The following is a 20618-nucleotide window of genomic DNA, read 5'->3' as shown; positions in this document are numbered from 1 at the left end:
TTTGACATTCCGATCACGGAATTAGAGTCGAACGGCCTTGGAGCATATAGCAATATTCAGCAAGTAGTGATCGACCTGGTCAACTCAGGGGAAGCTTATATCGACAACATATATTTCTATAAGCCTGCAGGTGGAGGTGGCGGAACAGCGCCAACAACATCAGCTCCTGTACCTCCTACGCGAGATGCCGGGGATGTGATCTCAATCTTCAGTGATTCTTACACGAATGTCACAGGGATTAATTACGACCCCAACTGGGGACAGTCGGGTCATACCTTGGTTGATCCTGCCTACGATCCGGGAGACGGAAATGTAGCTCTGGCATACCCTAATTTTAATTATCAGGGAACCGATTTTGCCGGGAATGCACAGGATGTTTCAGCTATGGAATTCCTGCATGTGGATATGTGGACCGCCAATGCCACGGATGTAAAAGTAACCCCGATCAATGGAAGCGGTGCCCCTACAGAATCCCTTCAGGGACTGATGCCGATTACAGCAGGGCAGTGGGTACAGTACGATATTCCACTATCTGATTTTACTGCTTCAGGGATGACCCTGGATCAGATTGTACAGATGAAGTTCGACGGTCAGGGAGGGACAACCCCATCCGATATCTACCTGGATAACATTTATTTCTACAGGGCAGCCGGTGGCGGAACAGCGCCAACCACTTCAGCTCCTGTACCTCCTTCGCGAGATGCCGGGGATGTGATCTCAATCTTCAGTGATTCCTATACGAATATCACCGGGATCAATTACGATCCCAACTGGGGACAGTCGGGACATACCTTAGTTGATCCTGCCTACGATCCGGGAGACGGAAATGTAGCTCTGGCATACCCTAATTTTAACTATCAGGGAACCGATTTTGCCGGGAATGCACAGGATGTTTCAGCTATGGAATTCCTACATGTGGATATGTGGACCGCCAATGCCACGGATGTAAAAGTGACTCCGATCAATGGAAGCGGTGCCCCTACGGAATCCCTTCAGGGACTGATGCCGATTACTTCAGGGCAGTGGGTACAGTATGATATTCCATTATCTGATTTCACTGCTTCAGGGATGACCCTAGATCAGATTGTACAGATGAAGTTCGACGGTCAGGGAGGGACAACCCCATCCGACATCTACCTGGATAACATTTACTTCTACAGGGCAGCCGGTAGTGGAGGAACTGCTCCAACCACATCAGCTCCTGTACCTCCTGCGCGAGATGCCGGGGATGTGATCTCAATCTTCAGTGATTCTTATACGAATATCACCGGGATTAATTACGATCCAAACTGGGGACAATCTGGTCATACCCTGGTAAACCCAACCTATGATCCTGGCGATGGCAATTTTGCCCTGGCATACCCAAATTTCAATTATCAGGGAACGGATTTTGCTGGGAATGCTCAGGACGTATCAGCCATGGAATTTCTGCACGTAGACATGTGGACGCCAGATGCAACTGTGGTTCAGGTTACTCCTATCAACGGGAGTGGAGCCCCCACGGAGTCTCTACAATCATTGACCCCTATCACAACGGGTGCCTGGAACAGTTACGATATCCCTCTTGGAGATTATACTGCTTCAGGGATGACACTGGATCAGATTGTACAGATGAAGTTCGATGGTCAGGCGGGAACAACCCCATCCGACATCTACCTTGATAATATTTATTTCTATAGGGCTGCTGCCGGTGGTGGCGGTGGTAATTTAGCTGCGGACGGAGATTTTGAATCTGGCGTTGCAGACCCCTGGTTACTATTTGCTAACGGAGGTACTGCCGCATTTGATAATACGATCAATAATGGTGGAACCTGGTCTGGCAGACTGGCTACTGGAGGACCTAGCAACCCTGCCTTAAAGCAGGAAAGGATTGGCGCAGGTACCGTTGCAGCAACAGATGTTGTTCAGATTCAGTTTGATCATATAGGTTCTGTTGTACAACCTGGAGCGGTATTTAATGTAATTCTCTTCGGAGAAGGTTCGGCCGGGGCATCATTTACACATGTCTTTAGTCCCGCTCCTTCTTTATCAGGTAGCTGGACTACTTTTACGGGTACATTTACCATTCCCGGAGGAACCGATGTTTCAGAAGGAATCTCCTTCCTTATTGAAGCTGTGTGTGGAGGAGATGCAGGATGTAGTGTTGTCGCAAACATTGATAATGTTAGTGTAACTCTCAACCCATAAATTTGAGTTAGCGGGTCTGCGGTAGGGATAAAAATTTCTGCCGTAGACTGGTTAACAAAATTTCTACTCTTAAATATTGGTCGATTATTCGATCATATACATTTGCGCCTTTCAATCGTGTAAAAACTAAAAAAGGAATAATCAAATGATTGCCGGTCAGGACATTAAAAATAAAGTTGATTCTCTCCTGTCTCAGATGACCCTGGACGAGAAGATCGGCCAGATGACTCAGGTACGGCATTTTGATGAATTTCCGGAAGATGAAATTGAGAAGGGTCTTATCGGCTCGGTCATACATACTCAGGGTCCGCTGCCGGGAAAAAATGCAGACGAATGGCAGGCTAAATTCACTACTTTACAGAGACAGGCATTGTCATCAAGACTGGGTATACCCCTACTGTTTGGAGTAGATGCAGTTCATGGTCAGAATACCTATGAAGGGGCTACGATTTTCCCACATAACATTGGTCTGGGTGCAAGCGGAAACTCGGAACTGGTTGAAAAAGCGGCTTCCATTACAGCTCTTGAATCACGAGCGACCGGTTTTAACTGGGTCTTTTCACCCTGTATTGCCATCCCATATAATGAGAAATGGGGCAGGGTGTATGAGGCGTTTTCCGAGAGTACGGAATTGACCGAGAAATTGACTGAAGCTTCAGTAAAGGGACATCAGCGAAATCTGAACGAAGGATATGGGGTACTGGCAACCGCTAAACACTTTGTAGGTGATGGCTCAGCCGATTTTGGTTTGGAAGGAGGCGAGGTTTCCCTTTCCCAGGAAGAAATTGTAAAACGACTTCTTCCCCCGTACAGAACGGCCATAGAATCGGGTGTAGGGGCCATTATGGTTTCTTTTAATACAATGGAAGGTGTCCCTATGCACGCTAATACACATATGATTCAGGAAGTTTTGAAAGACCAAATGGGATTTGAAGGAATAATGGTATCAGACTGGAAAGCCTATTCACGCTTTGGGGAAAATGACATTGTCAATGCCGGAATAGATATGGTTATGGCTGTAGACGGGGATCTCGAGATGTTCCGTCATGGTCTAAAGAGCGGAATTGAAAACGGTTCGGTTCCTATAGAAAGGATAGATGATGCAGTGCGCAGGATCGTTGGTCAAAAAATCAGGATGGGCCTGTTTGAAAACCCGTTGCCAGATTCCGATTTGATTCCTGAAATCGGAATACAGGAACACCGAGATCTGGCAAGACAGGCCGTGAGAGAGTCCTTGGTGTTATTAAAGAATGAAGGAGAAATTCTCCCATTGAATAAAAAGCTTAGCAAGATTGTTGTCGTAGGGGAACACGCAGATAACGCCGGATTACAGTCGGGAGGATGGACGATAAACTGGCAGGGTACAGACCAGAATTATACCGGGGCCACTACCATTCTGCAGGGGATTCGCGACCATGCTAAAGGGGATGTCGTGTACGATAAAGAGGCCAGGGGCGAACATATTGACGCGGATGTGGCAATTGTTGTCATTGGAGAGACGCCCTATGCAGAATTTTTTGGAGATATTGGGGGCGAAGTGGATGCTTTTCAGCTTTATCTGCCTGAAAAACAGAAAAGCTATCTGGATATCTACGCAAAAAAAGGAATTAAGACCGTAGTAATACTTATCTCAGGACGTCCATTGGTCGTGACTGGAGAAATTGAGCAGTCGGATGCCTTTGTGGCGGCATGGCTCCCCGGATCAGAAGGAGGTGGAATTGCCGAAGTCCTTTTTGGGGATTATAATTTTAAAGGTAAATTGCCCCATTCATGGCCGGCAGCGGTAGAAGAATACCATGGGAAATACGGACCAAATTTCTGGGATGAATCCATTAACCCACTATTCCCCTTTGGATATGGCCTCCAATACTAAATGATGTTAAATGCAATGTAAACAGCCGAGTCAGAAAGCGTAAAACTTAATTTAATACTATGAAATTCTTGCGAAAATATACACTTGCTCTTCTTATATTGGCACTGGGTATGTCATGTAAGGAGACAAAAAGGAATGCTGAATCAGATCAACCCCAAACAGAAAAAGAAGTGACAGCCAAAGACATTTTAGGAAATCCTGATTATCTGGCCATATCATACGGAGGATACAGAACCAAAACCCGGGATAACCAGCCCACAATTGATGAACTTAAAGATGATATGAAGATCTTGCATGCCATGGGTATCAGGATCCTTCGAACCTACAATGTGCATTTGGATCAGGCTTCTAACCTGCTTAAAGCCATTCGGGAAATGAAGATAGAGGATCCCTCTTTCGAAATGTATGTGATGTTAGGTGCCTGGATCGATTGTAAAAACGCCTTCACGGATATGGAACCGGATCACAATCAGGAAAGCGATAGAAATAAAAAGGAAATTGAAACTGCCGTTCAACTAGCTAATAAATACCCGGATATTGTTAAGGTTCTTGCGGTAGGTAATGAGGCTATGGTAAGATGGGCCACCAGTTACTATGTACAGCCCTCGGTCATCCTTAAATGGGTAAACCACCTGCAGGACTTAAAAATGTCAGGCGCTTTACCAAAAGACTTATGGATTACGAGTTCAGACGATTTTGCTTCCTGGGGTGGGGGAGATGACAGTTACCATACAGAAGACCTGGAAAAACTGATCAATGCTGTAGATTATATTTCAATGCACACCTATCCCTATCATAACTCCCATTACAATCCTGAATTCTGGAGGGTCCCTGCGGAAGAAGCAGATCTCCCTGATCAGGAAAAAATTGATGCTGCCATGATGCGCGCTCTGGGATTTGCAAAAAATCAATTTAAGGCTGTAACTGATCATATGAAGAGCCTGGGCGTAGACAAGCCAGTTCATATTGGAGAAACAGGTTGGGCTACTATTTCTGATGGACATTACGGCCCAAAAGGCTCAAAAGCCACGGATGAATACAAAGAGGCCAGTTACTATCGTCAGATGAGGGAATGGACCAAGGCTGAAGGAATATCGTGTTTTTATTTTGAAGCTTTCGACGAGCCGTGGAAAGATGCTCACAATCCCAAAGGTTCGGAAAATCACTTCGGACTCTTTACGGTGGATGGGAAGGCTAAATACGCTCTATGGGTTCTGGTAGATCAGGGCTTGTTTAAAAATCTTACAAGGAATGGTAATCCCATTACAAAGACTTTCGATGGAGATAAATCAGCAATGATGGAGGAAGTATTGGTGCCTCCCTCTGCAGATTAGAGATGAGGCTTTAGGCTGCCCTGACAGCCTAATTCATTGAATAGCTAAAAACCAAAACAATGAAACAGTTTAACCAAACAATTTACATTTTGATCATCAGCTTACTTATAAGTTCCTGTTCCACAAAACAGCAACTAGACCTTGAAGTATATGAAACGTCTGCAGCAGGTAAAAACTGGAGTTCGGTAACCGAGTTTAATGTGGATGCGGACGCTCCTGTAATTAAGATTTTACCCGAACAACAATTTCAGAAAATAACCGGATTCGGAGGCTCTTTTACCGAAGCTTCAGCTTCATTGCTCAATACCCTTAGCCTCGAGAATAGAAAAAAAATTATTGATGCTTATTTCGGTGACGATGGCGCAAAATACTCCCTCACCCGAACCCATATGAATTCCTGTGATTTTTCGCTAAGTAATTATTCCTATGCCCCGAAGGAGGGGGATAGGGACCTTGAGAGTTTTTCGGTGGAGGAAGACAGAGAGGATATCATTCCTTTTATAAAAGAAGCGATGGCTTCTTCTTCTGAAGGGTTCAAAATACTGGCTTCCCCCTGGACTGCCCCGCCCTGGATGAAAGATAACAAGGATTGGCGAGGCGGTAAATTATTACCCGAATACAGAGATACCTGGGCCCTGTTCTTCTCAAAATACCTCGCGGCTTACAAGCAGGAAGGGATAGATATCTGGGGATTTACTGTTGAAAACGAACCTTTGGGGAATGATAATAACTGGGAAAGCATGCATTTTACTCCTGAGGAAATGACTGATTTTGTAAAGGAATTTCTCGGACCTCAGTTAGAGAAAGACGGACACGATGTAAAGATTCTGGGATACGATCAGAATCGTGAGCATTTGGAGGAGTGGGTTGATGAAATGTATCGGAATGAAGAGACATCCAGGTATTTCGACGGTACCGCTATTCATTGGTATGCCAGTACCTATGAGGTATTCCCGGATGCATTACAGTACGCACATAATAAGGCACCTGAAAAGTATCTGATACAATCTGAGGCCTGTGTTGATGCCGAAATACCTAAATGGCAGGACGATCAATGGTATTGGTCTAAGGAAGCTACAGACTGGGGATGGGACTGGGCTCCCGAAAAAGATAAACCCCTGCATCCGAAATACGCTCCGGTGTATCGTTATGCCCGTGATATCATCGGATGTATGAATAATTGGGTAGATGGGTGGATCGACTGGAATATGGTGCTCGACACTCAGGGAGGCCCCAACTGGTTTAAGAACTGGTGCGTGGCTCCTGTGATCGTGGACCCGGAAAAAGATGAAGTGTATTTTACACCCATTTATTACACCCTTAAACATTTCAGCAGATACATCAGACCCGGTGCAGTTCGTATTGGTTTTGAAAATCCGGATGATGCTCTTTTGCTCACTGCTGCGAAGAATCCTGACGGATCAATCGTGGTTGTCGCATTAAACCAGGAAATGGAGGCCAGAGATTTTGAGCTGAATCTTGGAGAAAGCTCTCAAAAACTATCCATTGATGCTCAGGCAATACAAACCATTATTATCAAAGAACAAACTAACTAAAAACCACATCATATGTCAGTTATAAAAACCGCCGCTAAAGACAAGGTCCCTGTTGGACAGAAGGCTGCCTTCGGGGCAGGACATTTTATCTTAAATATTCTGCCCGGGACCCTCGGGGTTTTTATACAATTCTTTCTCCTGACTGCATGGGGAGTTGATCCACTTTGGGCCGGACTACTTGGCGGATTACCCAGAATATTCGATGCCATAACGGATCCTATAATGGGATTCATCTCTGATAATACCAAGTCGAGATGGGGCCGCAGAAGACCTTATATTTTCCTGGGTGCAATAATTAGTGGAATCTTATTCTTTTTGATGTGGCAGCTTGATGACAATGCCTCTCAGTCGTATATCATCTGGCATGTGATGATTCTTCAGATTCTCTTTCTGGTGGGGAATACTATGTTCGCCACTCCATTGGTAGGTTTGGGCTACGAAATGACATCAGACTACAATGAAAGGACGAGATTGATGAGTTTTGCCAACAGTATGGGTCAGATAGCCTGGATGATCGTGCCATGGCTGTACGTAATTATCCCAGATTCAGACACCTTTAATACCCAAACAGAAGGGGTGAGGACAATGGCCCTGATTGTGGGAGCTATGTGTGTGGTCTTTGGTATCCTTCCTGCCCTGTTTTGCCGCGGTATCGATTCGTCACATATGGAGAATCGCAAAGAAATAAACTTTAAAACCCTGGCCCGTAATATGAAGGACCTGTTTGCCGGCATTGTACAGGTTTCCAAAAATAAGCCCTTTATGAAATTATGCGGCGCCACTTTTTTAGTTTTTAATGGCTTTCAACTTGTAGCTGCATTTGGCGTATTTATCATTGTCTTTTATATCTACAGCGGCAGCTATGAATTAGCGGGTACCTGGCCGGCATGGTTTAATACAATCAATGCTATGATTACGGCATTTCTGGTAATCCCTATTATCTCAAAAATGTCTGACAGATGGGGAAAGAAAAAAGCTTTTATCATTTCAACCATACTTTCAATTATTGGATATCTCCTGAAATGGTGGGGCTTTGATATCGAACTGAATAATAAATTTAACGATACCTGGTTGGGCGAAGGGCTTACTTCGGGTGTTGGTTCAATTTTCGAAGCTTTAAATCCCTTTTTGGAAAGCGTGGGAATGTCCTGGTTCTCTATTGATCCGGGAAGTGAAATCCCATGGCTGATCTTTGTGCCTATTCCCTTGTTCGCCTTTGGAATGGGAGGATTATTTACCCTGATGATGTCTATGACGGCAGACGTTTGCGATCTGGATGAACTGGAGAACGGAATGCCCAGGAAGGAAGGTACCTTCGGAGCGATCTACTGGTGGATGGTAAAACTGGGTCAGGCTATCGCCCTGGTTTTAGGAGGACTAATTCTAAAGATCGTAGGCTTTGATCCGAATATCACAGAGCAAAGCCTGGAAACGATGAACAGGCTCCGGATAGCCGATATCGTCATACCTTCTTTAACTGCTGCCCTCGCAGTCTGGGTCATGTGGAAATACGATCTTACTGAACAAAAAGCCAGGGAGATTAAGGCAGAACTTGTAAAACGCAGGGGAGAAATTTAACTTCCCTCCGAGTGTAATTGTAATTTGGATAAATAGAAAGAACTAAGATGTCTTCAAGAAGGAAAGAAAAATATTTGGCACTTGCCGCCCTTGATTATTCGGGGAAGTCTACTAAACAACTTAAAAAACTTTGTAGAAAAGTACTGGAGGGTGGAATGCACGGCCTCTGTTTTAGCCCTTATATTGAAGGGCAGAACCCCGGAGATCAGATTGGGGAGGAACAGATACGAAGAAGAATGGAGATCATTCAACCATATACCAAATGGATACGCTCTTTTTCCTGTACAGAAGGGAATGAATCCATCCCCAGGATAGCCAGAGAATTTGGCATCAAATCCATGGTAGGAGCCTGGTTGGGTGATGATCCGAAGATCAATGCTCAGGAAGTGGAAAACCTGATTCAGTTAGCCAATGACGGCTATGTGGATATTGCAGCTGTAGGAAATGAAGTGATGTTACGGGGTGATCTAACCGAAGATGAATTACTGGAAAAATTAGATCAGGTTAAGAAGGCAATTCCGGCAGGTATTCCCGTTGGCTATGTGGATGCCTATTACGAATTTGCCGAACGTCCCAGAATCACTGAAGCATGTGATATTGTTCTGGCCAATTGCTATCCCTTCTGGGAAGGCTGCGATCTCGACTATTCCCTGCTGTATATGAAAGACATGTACCAAAGGGCCATCAAAGCGGCAAACGGTAAAAAGGTCATCATTTCTGAAACGGGCTGGCCATTTCAGGGCACTAGTCTGGAAGGGGCTTATCCCTCCTTTGAAAATGCCCTGAAGTACTTTATGAATACCCAGAAATGGGCAGATGAAGATGATATTGAGATTTTTTATTTCTCCTCCTTTGACGAATCGTGGAAAGTGGGTGCCGAAGGCGACGTTGGTGCTTTTTGGGGGCTTTGGGACAAGGACGAAAAACTCAAATTCTGATTTTAAGGAAGGAGCATTGTTCAGCTGATAAACAAACCTTCACCAAGAAGTGAGGCATCAGTTGCCGGTCTTTTTGCATTATCTTTAGTTTTCTTGCTTATTATATCCGCGTACAATGCATCTTTATAACAACTAACCAACATAAAAATGGAGCAGACCAACACAGCAGTTAAGATGAACAGATCCTATACCATCCTAATCAGCTTAATTGTTGCCCTGGGTGGATTTCTCCTGGGTTTTGACAGTGCGGTAATCTCAGGGGCGGTCAAGGGAATTACCCTTTACTTTGAAATGACCGAATGGATGCTTGGATTTTCTGTCGGCTGTGTGGTATTTGGTGCAATGGCTGGAAATCTTCTGGCCGGACCAGTTGCAGATAAGTTTGGGAGAAAAAATACCCTGATCGTAGTAGCAGCTTTATTCACCATTTCGGCCACCTGGTCTGCACTGGCCACGGGCTATACAGAGTTTATTATTGCCCGTATAATAGGTGGGATTGGAATTGGTGGTGCCATCCTGATTGCGCCGATTTACATTGCAGAGATCGCCCCTCCAAAATTAAGAGGTAGCCTTGTCTCCTTTAATCAGCTGAATATCGTTATTGGGATTTCTGTGGCCTATTTCTCTAACTACTTCCTTATCAATATGGAAGGGGAAAGCTGGAGATGGATGCTGGGGGTAGAGGCTATCCCCGCCCTTATCTATTTTATAAGTCTGTGGACTGTACCCAGGAGCCCCCGATGGCTTATCCAGAAATTGAATAAAATTGAATTAGCCCGAAAAATACTGTCCAGGATAGGGGGAGAAGAATACGCCGAAATTACCATTCAGGAGATACGGCGAGGAGTAGATAAAAAAGAAGAAAAAGGCAAGCTGGCAGATATCCTGAAAAGCAAGTACGCCACTATTATGATCATCGCCCTCGGGATTGCTTTTTTTCAGCAAATAACGGGGATCAATGCCATTTTCTACTATGCCCCAACCATTTTTGAACAGGCAGGGGGGAGTACCGACTCTTCATTTTTACAGGCCATCGTAGTTGGTCTCACTAATTTGGTGTTTACCCTGGTGGCTATCTGGTTGATAGACCGACTGGGAAGAAAACCCCTCTTGCTCATTGGTACCACATGTATGACGATAGCCCTTTTGATGGCCACATATGCCTTCAATAGTGCTACCTATGATTTTAATGAAACTACCCTTGAAAAGGTAAATGATCAGGATGTAAAAATGGCTTTGGCAGAATTAGAAGGAAACAGTTACGACGGACAGGCCGTCCTCTTTGAAGCAGTTCAGCAACGTCTGAATGAATCCCAGTTCCTGGTTTTTAAAAGGAATGAGATTACTAATTTTATTCAGATCAATGCCACTTTGGTATTGATTGCCATCCTTTTATACGTGGCTTCTTTTGCCATTTCCCTGGGCCCGGTAATGTGGACGCTGATTTCAGAGATATTTCCCAGTAAGATCAAGGGGATTGCTATCTCCGTAGTAGGATTCTTTAACTCCCTTGTTAGTTTTAGTGTCACCCAGGTTTTTCCCTGGGAATTGTCGAATTTGGGTCCAACCCTGACCTTTGCCATTTACGCCCTTCTTTCGTTCTGTGCGATTCTCTTTGTTTACAAATTTGTCATTGAGACCAAAGGCAGGACACTGGAAGAAGTTGAAGAACTGCTTATAAGAAATTAAATAGAAACAGATAGAATCGGGCAATGCACATCAGCTCCCCGACACCATGGAATCAACTAAATCTGTACATATACAAAACGAAACGGGCCCGGCTGAGGTTGAACTGATAAAAACAACAGATTCTTTTCGCCTGATGGTTAACAAACAACCCTTTTTTATCAAAGGAGCGGGGCTGGAGTATGGCGATATAGGATCCCTGGCAGAACACCATGGGAATTCCTTCCGGACCTGGCGCACTGATAATGGGGTGCAGTCGGCAAGAGACATCCTGGAAGAGGCCCGGAGAAACGGACTCATGGTTTGTATGGGACTCGATATGGGGAGGGAACGCCACGGTTTTGATTATGACGATGATATTCAGGTACAGCAGCAATTTGAGAGAATCAGAAGGGAAGTTGAAGAACTAAAAGATCATCCTGCGCTTTTAATGTGGGGCATCGGGAATGAACTCAACCTCAAATATACGAACCCCAAAGTTTGGGATGCAGTTAATGAAATTTCAAAAATGATTCACGAGGTGGATCCAAATCATCTTACCACAACGAGTTTGTCGGGCATTTTTAAAAAAGAATTAAAACATATTGCAGAGCGATGTCCCGACCTCGATTTGCTCTCCTTTCAACTTTATGGAAACCTTTCTATTTTGCCACGGCTGGTTAGGAAGTTTGGCTATACAGGGGCATACATCGTTTCTGAATGGGGGGCTACTGGTCATTGGGAAGTACCTCAAACCTCCTGGGGCGCACCTATTGAGGAAAATAGCACCCTAAAAGCAGAAAACTACCTGGAGAGATATAAAACCACAATAGCATCCGATCCTACCCAATGTGTGGGATCATATGTATTTTTATGGGGAGATAAACAGGAACGTACCCCCACCTGGTACGGAATGTTCCTGGAGAGCGGAGAGGCCACGGAAACGGTTGATGTAATGCATTTCCTCTGGAGCGGTTCATGGCCAGAAAATAGGGCACCAAGGATTATATCGTTTAAGCTCGACGGGAAGATTGCAGAAGATAATATACACCTGAATATTAATCAGTCTTATCCTGCCAGAATAGAGCTTTCTGTTTTTACAAATAAATCAGTTAGCTATCGGTGGGAAGTTCTGCCTGAAAGTACTGATCTTAAAGAGGGGGGAGATCCGGAAGAAAAGCCTGAGGCAATAAGTGATGCCATACATGAGCAAAACGAAAATGAAGCGATTCTGAATGTCCCAAGGGCAGGGAATTTTAGATTATTTGTATATGCTGTTGACGGTGACAATCGGGCGGCAACAGCTAATATTCCCTTTAGAGTGTTTTAGTTATCGAAAATCCGAAGGAAGTCATTAAATGATTGAATAAAAATTTAATTAAAGCAGCATGAAGCAAGGGATTAAAATAGGGAAAAATGTTTTACATCAGCGAAATAAAAAGGTGACTGGAAATCAGCTTATCATAGAAAATGAAACCTTTTACAAGATAAGTAACAATGATGCCATGCGCCCGTTCTTTATGAGCATTGTAAGTGATTCTAATCACTGGATGTTCCTTTCTAGTAATGGCGGACTTACGGCCGGGAGAAAGAATAGTGAGTTTGCTTTATTCCCTTATTATACTGATGATAAGATTACCGAATCCATCGAAGTTACGGGGAGTAAGACAATCATGCGTGTAAAGACCGGAGATGGAGATGTACTATGGGAGCCCTTTTCAGATCGATATGAAGGTATTTATCAGCTAACCAGAAACCTCTATAAGAATACCTTTGGCAATAAGGTGATATTTGAAGAAATCAATGAAGACCTGGGTCTCGTCTTCCGATATCAGTGGAATTCAAGTAATGTTTACGGATTTGTCAAAAGAGCCAGCCTTCAGAACACAAATGGGTCTGATGTTGAGGTTTCTCTGTTGGATGGCCTTCAGAATATTATCCCCCATGGGGTTACAACCGAGATGCAGAATACCCGAAGTAATCTCGTTGATGCATATAAAAGGAGTGAATTGATACCTCATGCCGGTTTAGGGATCTATGCCCTCAGTGCCATTATTGTGGATAAGGCCGAGCCCAGTGAGGCATTAAAGGCCAATGTTGTTTGGTCTATGGGAATGCCAAAGGCCACTTATCTGTTGTCTTCCTTACAGTTAGACGACTTTCGGGAAGGGAAGGACCTCCATCAGGAAACCGATATAAAAGCAGAAAAAGGAGCGTATTTCACTTTCTCCAAAACTACAATAAGACCAAAGCAGACCCTGGAATGGATGATTGCAGCTAATGTCAACCAAACTGCTGCAGACATTGCTTTATTAAGTAAAAAGTTGGAGAAGCCCGATACTTTAAAAGAAGAAGTACTGGCGGATATTTCAGAGGGTACTAGAAAATTAAAAGAACTGGCCGGAGCTGCTGACGGCTTCCAATGCAGTCGTGATAAGCTGCAGACTTCAAGGCATTATGCCAATGTCCTCTACAATATCATGAGAGGGGGTATTTTTGATTCTGACTACCGCATTGAGAAATCAGATTTTAATACCTATTTGCAACAGGCCAATAAAGAGGTCTTTAAAGCCTTTTCCCCGGAATTGGAGCAGCTTCCGGAGGTCTTTGATGTTTCTGTTTTACGAGAGCTTGCTCACAAGAGTGGGAATCCCGACTTTAAGCGCCTGTGCTTAGAATACCTCCCTCTTAAATTCAGCCGTAGACACGGAGATCCCAGCAGGCCATGGAATCGATTTTCTATTAATACGCGAAGTGAAATAGACGGTTCTAAGATCCTTGATTACGAAGGAAACTGGCGGGATATCTTCCAGAATTGGGAGGCACTTGCACACTCCTATCCCGATTTTATCGATGGGATGATCCACAAATTCCTCAACGCTTCCACCTTTGACGGTTATAATCCTTACCGGGTGACAAAAAGTGGGTTCGACTGGGAAGTGATAGAACCTGATGACCCCTGGTCTTACATTGGATACTGGGGAGATCACCAGATTATATACCTTTTAAAATTCCTCGAATTTATAGAGGATTATTATCCTTCAAGGCTCGGAAATTACTGGAATGAACATCTTTTTGTATACGCCAATGTGCCTTATAAGATAAAAGGATATAAGGATATAGTTGCGAATCCTAAGGATACCATTGATTTTGATCATAAACTTGACAGCAAAATCAATGAAGCCCGGAATAATATTGGGGCAGATGGTGCCCTGCTGACCGGGCAGGACGAGAAGATTATCCATGTCAATCTGGTGGAAAAACTTCTGGCCACCCTGCTTGCTAAATGCTCGAATTTTATCCCTGAGGCGGGAATCTGGCTCAACACCCAGCGACCCGAATGGAATGATGCCAATAACGCTCTTGTGGGTAACGGTGTTTCTATGGTGACCCTTTATTATCTTAGGAGATTTATGGTGAAGTTCAGGGAGATTACAGAATCCATTGAAGCAGAAAAGGTTGAAATCTCAGCGGAGATCGCAGATTTTATGACAAGGGTTGAACAGGTCCTGGAAGAAAACCGCACAGTACTTAAAAGGTCATTCACCGATAATGAACGGTTACAAGTTATGGACGGCCTGGGAACAGCGGGAAGTGATTATCGCGAACTTATATACAAATCGGGGTACAGTGGGAAGAAAGTGAGTCTGTCTAAAAATGAACTCCTCCGTTTTACGGAAACCGTTTTACCCTTCCTTGAACATTCTATCGATGCAAATAAACGGGAAGACAATTTATACCACTCTTACAACCTGATTAGCGTAGCACCGGGGGAAGGTACTTCTGTAGATTATCTAAGCGTGATGCTGGAGGGGCAGGTTGCTGTACTAAGCGCCGGATACCTGCAAGCCGAAGAGGTGTTGAAACTCCTTAACAGCCTGAGGAAAAGTGAGTTGTACAGACAGGACCAGAACAGCTATATTCTCTATCCCAACAAGGATTTACCGGGATTCATGGTTAAAAACGTAATCCCTGCGGCTCGAGTGAAGGATTCCCGCATGCTAACTCACCTTTTGGAAACAGGAAATAAATCTTTAATCGAAAAGGATATAAATGGAAACTATCATTTCAATGGAAATTTCCATAACGCCAATGATGTCAGCAAGGTTTTAGACGTTCTGGATGACGGTGAATTTTCATCCCTGCTGGAAACTGAGAGGGAGCTGATACTTGATATTTTTGAAGAAGTATTTGATCACAAGTCGTTTACAGGAAGATCGGGAACTTTCTTTGGCTACGAAGGGCTGGGTTCTATTTACTGGCATATGGTCTCTAAACTTTTATTGGCAGTTATGGAATGCAGCAGACGAGCAATGGCAGAAGGGGCATCAGATGCGGTTGTAAAAGCTTTGATGGAGCATTATCACGAGATCAATGAAGGAATTGGGGTACACAAGTCGCCCGAGGTCTACGGAGCGTTCCCAACGGACCCATATTCACACACCCCTGCCACCAAAGGGGCACAACAACCTGGGATGACAGGGCAGGTTAAAGAAGATATCCTCAGTCGATTAGCAGAATTGGGAGTTAGTGTACAAAACGGAAAACTCTCCTTCAGTACGGGCTTAATTGAAAAAGAGGAAATCCTGAAGGAAGAAGTAGAATTTACATATATAGATTTGCTGGGCGAGGAGCGAGCTCTTGGCCTTAGTCCGGATAGCTTAGGTTTTACCTATTGCCAGATTCCTGTGGTCTATAATTTCGGATCAGAGGAAGGGATGAAACTTTATTTCAAGAACGGTGATACTAAAAAGAAAGAGGGCCTTATACTCGATGCAGAGACGAGTAATAAAATCTTTCAGCGTTCCGGAGAAATTATACGGATCGATGTCAGCCTTCCGAAAGAAATGGTGCCAATGTAGTATTACAAGTCAATACGAAGATTGCTTAGTGCGGTAATTTATCGCGCAGCAAACCGTATAGAAATGTGCCGAGTATTGCGCCACCGATTACGAAAAACATAGTCATCACACCCGTACCTACAAGGATATACATAGGTCCTGGACATGCACCGGCCAGGGCCCAGCCAAATCCGAAAATAGTACCTCCGAGGATATATCTGGCGATACTTTTGTCCTTTGGGGGAATTTCTATGGGTTGACCTTCAATACTATTGAGCTTAGATTTTTTAATAAGCCATATGGCAGCTACACCAACTGCGATGGCAGAACCTATGATCCCATACATATGAAAGGATTGAAACTGAAACATTTCATAGATCCTGTACCAGGAAACGGCTTCAGATTTTACAAGGACGATGCCGAAGAATACTCCGACCAATAAGAATTTCAATAGTTTCATGCGGTAAAGATTAAGGGATACAAGAAATGAACCATGATAAGTCCGCCTATAAAGAATCCGATTACAGCGACCAAAGAAGGCCACTGAAGGTTACTCAAACCGGTTATTGCGTGTCCTGAAGTACACCCGCCGGCATACCGGGTACCGAACCCAACAAGAATCCCCCCGCCTATCAGAATAAGTGATCCCTTTAATGTCAGTGCCGAACTCCAGTCGTACAATTCAGGGGGCAGGAGGGAAGCCCCTGCATTTTCGAATCCCAGGGAATTGAGATTTGCAACAGTTTCGGGGTTCAGGGCGATAGCCGATCCATCAGAGAGGAAATTAACCGCGATAAATCCGCCAATAACTGCTCCCACTACTACGGTAAGGTTCCAGATCTGCGATTTCCAGTCGAATTTAAAGAAGGAAGCAAAATTATCGGCACCCCCGATGGTACACAGGGTGCGCAGGTTACTAGACATGCCAAAGGTTTTGCCGAAGTATATCAGCACAATCATGACCAGAGAGATCAGCGGACCGGAAACATACCACGGCCAGGGTTTAAGTAAGAATTCCATGCATAAAACTTTGTGCAAAGATACATCAATGTACCCCTTTCAATGTAATCCTTGTTACAAATCCCAACTGAAGTTGGCGGATACCTCTATTGATCTGTGAAAGGGAGAAATAGATCTATTGTTTTACGAATACCTGCGATTGAAAATCGGGAAGTACTTTGCCCTGGGTAAGGGTAAGGACCGAACCATCCAGGGAATATGAGTTTTCTCTTTCTTCAGACAAAACGATCTGTCCGTTTACCAGATCCCAGCTACCTGTGGTAGACTGGTTAAAGCTGCAGGAAATGGCGTACTGATCGTTTGTTATAGGGCTAATATTCAATTGTATGGCATACTTGCTGTAGCTCAGGTCTTCCCGCAGGATGATACTGGCACTCAGGCAGTCGAGTTCTGCCATCAGGTCTTGTGAAAGGACATCATCGTTGTTGAGGTCTTGTGCCGGACTTACAATGTATTCCGAGAGATTATACAGGCCTGTTATTGCATTGAGTTGATCCTGAGAGATTTTGGGTTCCGGGTTGGAGGAATCCTTGGAGCATGCGAAGAGTAAAATTATAACTAAAACAGTTAAATATGATTTGACATTCATAGCAAATGAATTTAAAGCAAAGGTACCAATATAGTTCATATTAGTACTAATGATGAAAGTAAAGAGTGGATGGTTATTCTAAAAATTTTGTCCGTTGGGAATTCTTATATTTGAAAGGCGGCGTTTATTTTATTTCGACTTTAAAGTTTAAAGGGACGAAGACGTATCAAAAAATTAACCGCTGATCTTTTTTTGAAAATTGCTGTTTATTATTTGACTAAAACTTCAATACATGAAAATCAAAGTATTATTAATTGCATTACTACTTACAATGTCTTGTCAAACCGAAGAAAAAGATTCCTTTGGAGGACTTGCCCTTTATACGGTAAGGGAGGACATGAATGTCGACGCAAAGGAAACACTTAAGGCTGTCGCCGATGCGGGTTACCTCAATATTGAAGCGGCCGGATATGAGGATGGAAATTTTTACGGGATGTCACCAACCGACTTTAAGTCATTACTTCAGGAATTAGGTCTGAATCCTGTGAGTACACATCAGGGGTCGGTAACTTTGGAAAATGCGGAGCAGATGATGGCCGATGTAAAAGCTGCCGGGTTTGAATATTTTGTAGTACCCGTACCTCCTATGGGCCTTTTTACTTACGATGACAGTACTAATACCCTTGGCATGACAGGTGGTGCGGTAAATCTGACTGAGATCATCAATGAAATGGGAAAAAAGGCTAATAAAGCCGGTTTAAAATTACTCTATCACAATCACGATTTTGAATTTATGGAAGACGAAGACGGGGTGGTGCCAATCGACTATATGTTGGAAAATACAGATCCGGAATATGTAAATTTTCAGATGGATTTGTTCTGGGTTACTAAGGCTGGTGCCGATCCGGTGGCCTATTTTGAAAAATATCCGGGACGATTCAAAGCCTGGCACGTAAAGGATATGGATGAACAGGGGCGTTTTGCCCCGGTAGGAAAGGGTTCGATCGATTTTAAACGAATTTTAGCCCAAAAAGAATTATCCGGAATGGAATATTACTTTGTGGAACAGGATATGACATTTGATGGCCTCAAACCGCTTGATGCGATTCGTATAAGTTATCAAGCCTTAAAGGAGATTGGATTTGAGTAGAACAATATTTCTTTAGTTAATTGACAAGACAGGTGTCATCCTAATTTGACCCAAAATTGAAAATAAAACCGCACTGAATAAGTGCGGTTTTTTATTTGATAAGAACCGATTTCTTCTTTGTCATCCATCTTATAGTAATTGTGTCATTACTTCAGATTATGACGATTACTAATTCTTCTTCTGTACCTGAATTCATCTGCTCTTCAATCATTAAATATTGTTAGGGAATAAAACCGCTTTTATTGACATAAAAAGTTATACTTCCTGACCAAGATCATTTGCTAAACAGTTGATATCCAGTAGATTTACCCTTGTAATTTAAAAAACGGTACTTATGAAAACTATAACTATTTTGTTTGTTGCATTGTGCTCATTACTTTCTTTCAGCCAAACCGTAAATGAAGGTGAAATTTTAATCAATAAGATGCAGCCTGATGATACGTATCGTGCAGGAGAAACCATCAAGATTGATGCCGTTATACAGGGAGACTTGGTAATAGCAGGGGGAAATTTAACAGTAAATGACTCTGTTAATGGAGACTTAACAGCTGCTGCGGGAGAATTGTTCCTCAACGGTTATGTTGCAGATGATGTGCGTTTAGCGGTAGGAAGGGCAACTATTAACTCAGAAATAGGAGATGATTTAGTTGTTTTTGGCGGAGAAGTTATTCTAACTGAAAATGCCTTAATTCATGGAAATCTCAAATGTTTTGGCGGAAGTATTGAAGTCCGGGGGGAAGTTCTTGGAAAGCTTGAAATCAAAGGCACAGATGTTCTTATTGACGGAACTGTAAGAGAAACCTCAGTTGTAGTAGGAGAAGATATTACTTTGGGGACTAATGCCAGATTTTATAAAGAAGTTGAATATTGGCATAGCGATGAGGAAATAGATTTTAACAACGCCCTTGTCAATACCGAAGCCCAATTTAATGAAGAGCTTGCCGAAGATAATTCGCAGTTATCTCTAACCACTATAGGAACAAAATCCGTTAAATCCTGGATAACGTATATTTTGTCTTCGTTTTTGGCCATCCTGGTGTTTCATGCATTATTCAGAAATGCATTTGCAAACGCTGTTGACGATTTAGAACAAAGCTTACTAAAAAGCTTTGGATTCGGGTTGATTTATCTACTGGGAATTCCACTGGCGATTATCCTTTTGTTTGTTTTGGCGATAGGTATTCCGTTAGGACTCTTTGCAGCTGCAATTTTTGTTTTTAGTCTATTGTTTGGTCATTTGGTGGCCGCTCTGTTGGCAGTCTATTATTTGAGATATAGAAATGAAAAGAATTGGAATTTTTGGAGCATTACATTCTTAGCATTATTAATAACAGTTGTATTACGGGTGATCACAATGATTCCATATGCAGGTATCTTGTTCTCTGTTATTTTGATATCAATCACCTATGGGGCACTGACTTTAAATGTACTTCATCCTAAAAAACAGCTGGCGTAAAAATTATAATATGACTAAGGAACATCCAAATATCAGTATTCTAAAGAGGTTTAATCCTGCAAATCCGGCTACAGCGTCAAAAGTGCTAGCCGAAGATTTCGTATGGCATTATATTAACCCTGAACTACCTGAGATGGAAGGAGATTATTACGGTCTCTCTGGATTAGTAAAATTCTTTAAAGAAATTGCTGATAGAACTGTTGGTTCCTTTAAGGTGAATCCTATTTCCATAACGCCTTTGGGTGATCAATTGGTCATAACACATGTGAAGGACAGGATGTTATTAGGTGGGAAACAAATGAATATTGAAGCTGTTGTACTATGGTGTATTATTGAAGGTAAGATTAAAGAAGCCTGGGATATTCCCGTGAAACATACTGCTACTTTTTTGGATCAATAAAGTATTGATTTTGAAAAATGAAGAGGTTGCACCGGATAATGCAATCAAAGAAACCGCACTCCTTGAGTGCGGTTTCTTGCTTGATGTGATC

General features: G+C 43.2%; 14 protein-coding genes and 1 pseudogene. 12 read left to right on the top strand and 3 right to left on the bottom strand.

Going from position 1 to position 20618, the window contains the following annotated elements; all coding sequences use genetic code 11:
• From ACA086_RS08730 to ACA086_RS08690, 9 genes and pseudogenes are all read left to right on the top strand, one after another.
• Positions 1-2187: pseudogene (locus tag ACA086_RS08730) on the top strand (hypothetical protein); the annotation flags it as partial.
• A gap of 145 nt (positions 2188-2332) precedes the next feature.
• Positions 2333-4060: a glycoside hydrolase family 3 protein gene (locus ACA086_RS08725; RefSeq protein WP_371002939.1), complete on the top strand. Its 1728-nt coding sequence runs from the start codon at positions 2333-2335 to the stop codon at positions 4058-4060.
• A gap of 59 nt (positions 4061-4119) precedes the next feature.
• Positions 4120-5394 (top strand): glycosyl hydrolase family 17 protein, encoded by a 1275-nt coding sequence (locus ACA086_RS08720; RefSeq protein WP_371002938.1) that lies wholly within the window; start codon positions 4120-4122, stop codon positions 5392-5394.
• Positions 5395-5453: 59 nt separating this feature from the next.
• Entirely contained in the window at positions 5454-6950 is a 1497-nt protein-coding gene (locus ACA086_RS08715) for a glycoside hydrolase family 30 beta sandwich domain-containing protein (protein ID WP_371002937.1), read from the top strand.
• A gap of 12 nt (positions 6951-6962) precedes the next feature.
• Entirely contained in the window at positions 6963-8528 is a 1566-nt protein-coding gene (locus ACA086_RS08710; protein ID WP_371002936.1) for an MFS transporter, read from the top strand.
• A gap of 47 nt (positions 8529-8575) precedes the next feature.
• Positions 8576-9466 (top strand): glycosyl hydrolase family 17 protein, encoded by an 891-nt coding sequence (locus ACA086_RS08705; protein ID WP_371002935.1) that lies wholly within the window; start codon positions 8576-8578, stop codon positions 9464-9466.
• Positions 9467-9613: 147 nt separating this feature from the next.
• Positions 9614-11155: a sugar porter family MFS transporter gene (locus ACA086_RS08700; protein WP_371002934.1), complete on the top strand. Its 1542-nt coding sequence runs from the start codon at positions 9614-9616 to the stop codon at positions 11153-11155.
• Between the two features lie 46 nt (positions 11156-11201).
• The gene (locus tag ACA086_RS08695) at positions 11202-12461 is read left to right on the top strand and encodes a glycoside hydrolase family 2 TIM barrel-domain containing protein (protein ID WP_371002933.1); all 1260 of its coding nucleotides are present in this window, start codon (positions 11202-11204) and stop codon (positions 12459-12461) included.
• A gap of 58 nt (positions 12462-12519) precedes the next feature.
• Positions 12520-15993, top strand: a complete 3474-nt coding sequence (locus ACA086_RS08690; protein ID WP_371002932.1) for a hypothetical protein — start codon at positions 12520-12522, stop codon at positions 15991-15993.
• A 25-nt stretch (positions 15994-16018) separates the two neighbouring features.
• On the opposite strand, the gene ACA086_RS08685 is transcribed toward ACA086_RS08690, so the two are convergent.
• The 3 genes from ACA086_RS08685 to ACA086_RS08675 all read right to left on the bottom strand — a co-directional run bounded on the left by ACA086_RS08685 (position 16019) and on the right by ACA086_RS08675 (position 17581).
• Positions 16019-16432, bottom strand: coding sequence for a DUF6691 family protein (locus tag ACA086_RS08685; RefSeq protein WP_371002930.1), 414 nt, complete (start codon positions 16430-16432; stop codon positions 16019-16021).
• A complete protein-coding gene (locus ACA086_RS08680) occupies positions 16429-16992 on the bottom strand; it encodes a YeeE/YedE family protein (protein ID WP_371002929.1) in 564 nt (187 codons plus the stop codon). Before ACA086_RS08680 ends, ACA086_RS08685 begins: the two co-directional genes overlap by 4 nt.
• Before the next feature lie 115 nt (positions 16993-17107).
• The gene (locus tag ACA086_RS08675; RefSeq protein ID WP_371002928.1) at positions 17108-17581 is read right to left on the bottom strand and encodes a hypothetical protein; all 474 of its coding nucleotides are present in this window, start codon (positions 17579-17581) and stop codon (positions 17108-17110) included.
• 232 nt (positions 17582-17813) lie between these two features.
• On the opposite strand from ACA086_RS08675, the gene ACA086_RS08670 reads away from it, so the two are divergent.
• From ACA086_RS08670 to ACA086_RS08660, 3 genes are all read left to right on the top strand, one after another.
• Complete coding sequence (locus ACA086_RS08670) at positions 17814-18671, top strand: sugar phosphate isomerase/epimerase family protein (RefSeq protein ID WP_371002927.1); 858 nt, start codon at positions 17814-17816, stop codon at positions 18669-18671.
• A 334-nt stretch (positions 18672-19005) separates the two neighbouring features.
• On the top strand, positions 19006-20127 hold the full coding sequence (locus ACA086_RS08665; RefSeq protein WP_371002926.1) for a hypothetical protein: 1122 nt from the start codon (positions 19006-19008) through the stop codon (positions 20125-20127).
• A gap of 10 nt (positions 20128-20137) precedes the next feature.
• Positions 20138-20527 carry a nuclear transport factor 2 family protein gene (locus tag ACA086_RS08660; RefSeq protein ID WP_371002925.1) on the top strand — a complete coding sequence of 130 codons (390 nt, stop codon included), beginning with the start codon at positions 20138-20140 and terminating at the stop codon, positions 20525-20527.
• Positions 20528-20618 lie beyond the last annotated feature (91 nt).

This window comes from Muriicola sp. E247 (assembly GCF_041358175.1).
GTDB lineage: Bacteria > Bacteroidota > Bacteroidia > Flavobacteriales > Flavobacteriaceae > Muriicola.
This window is presented reverse-complemented; position numbering and strand designations above follow the sequence as displayed.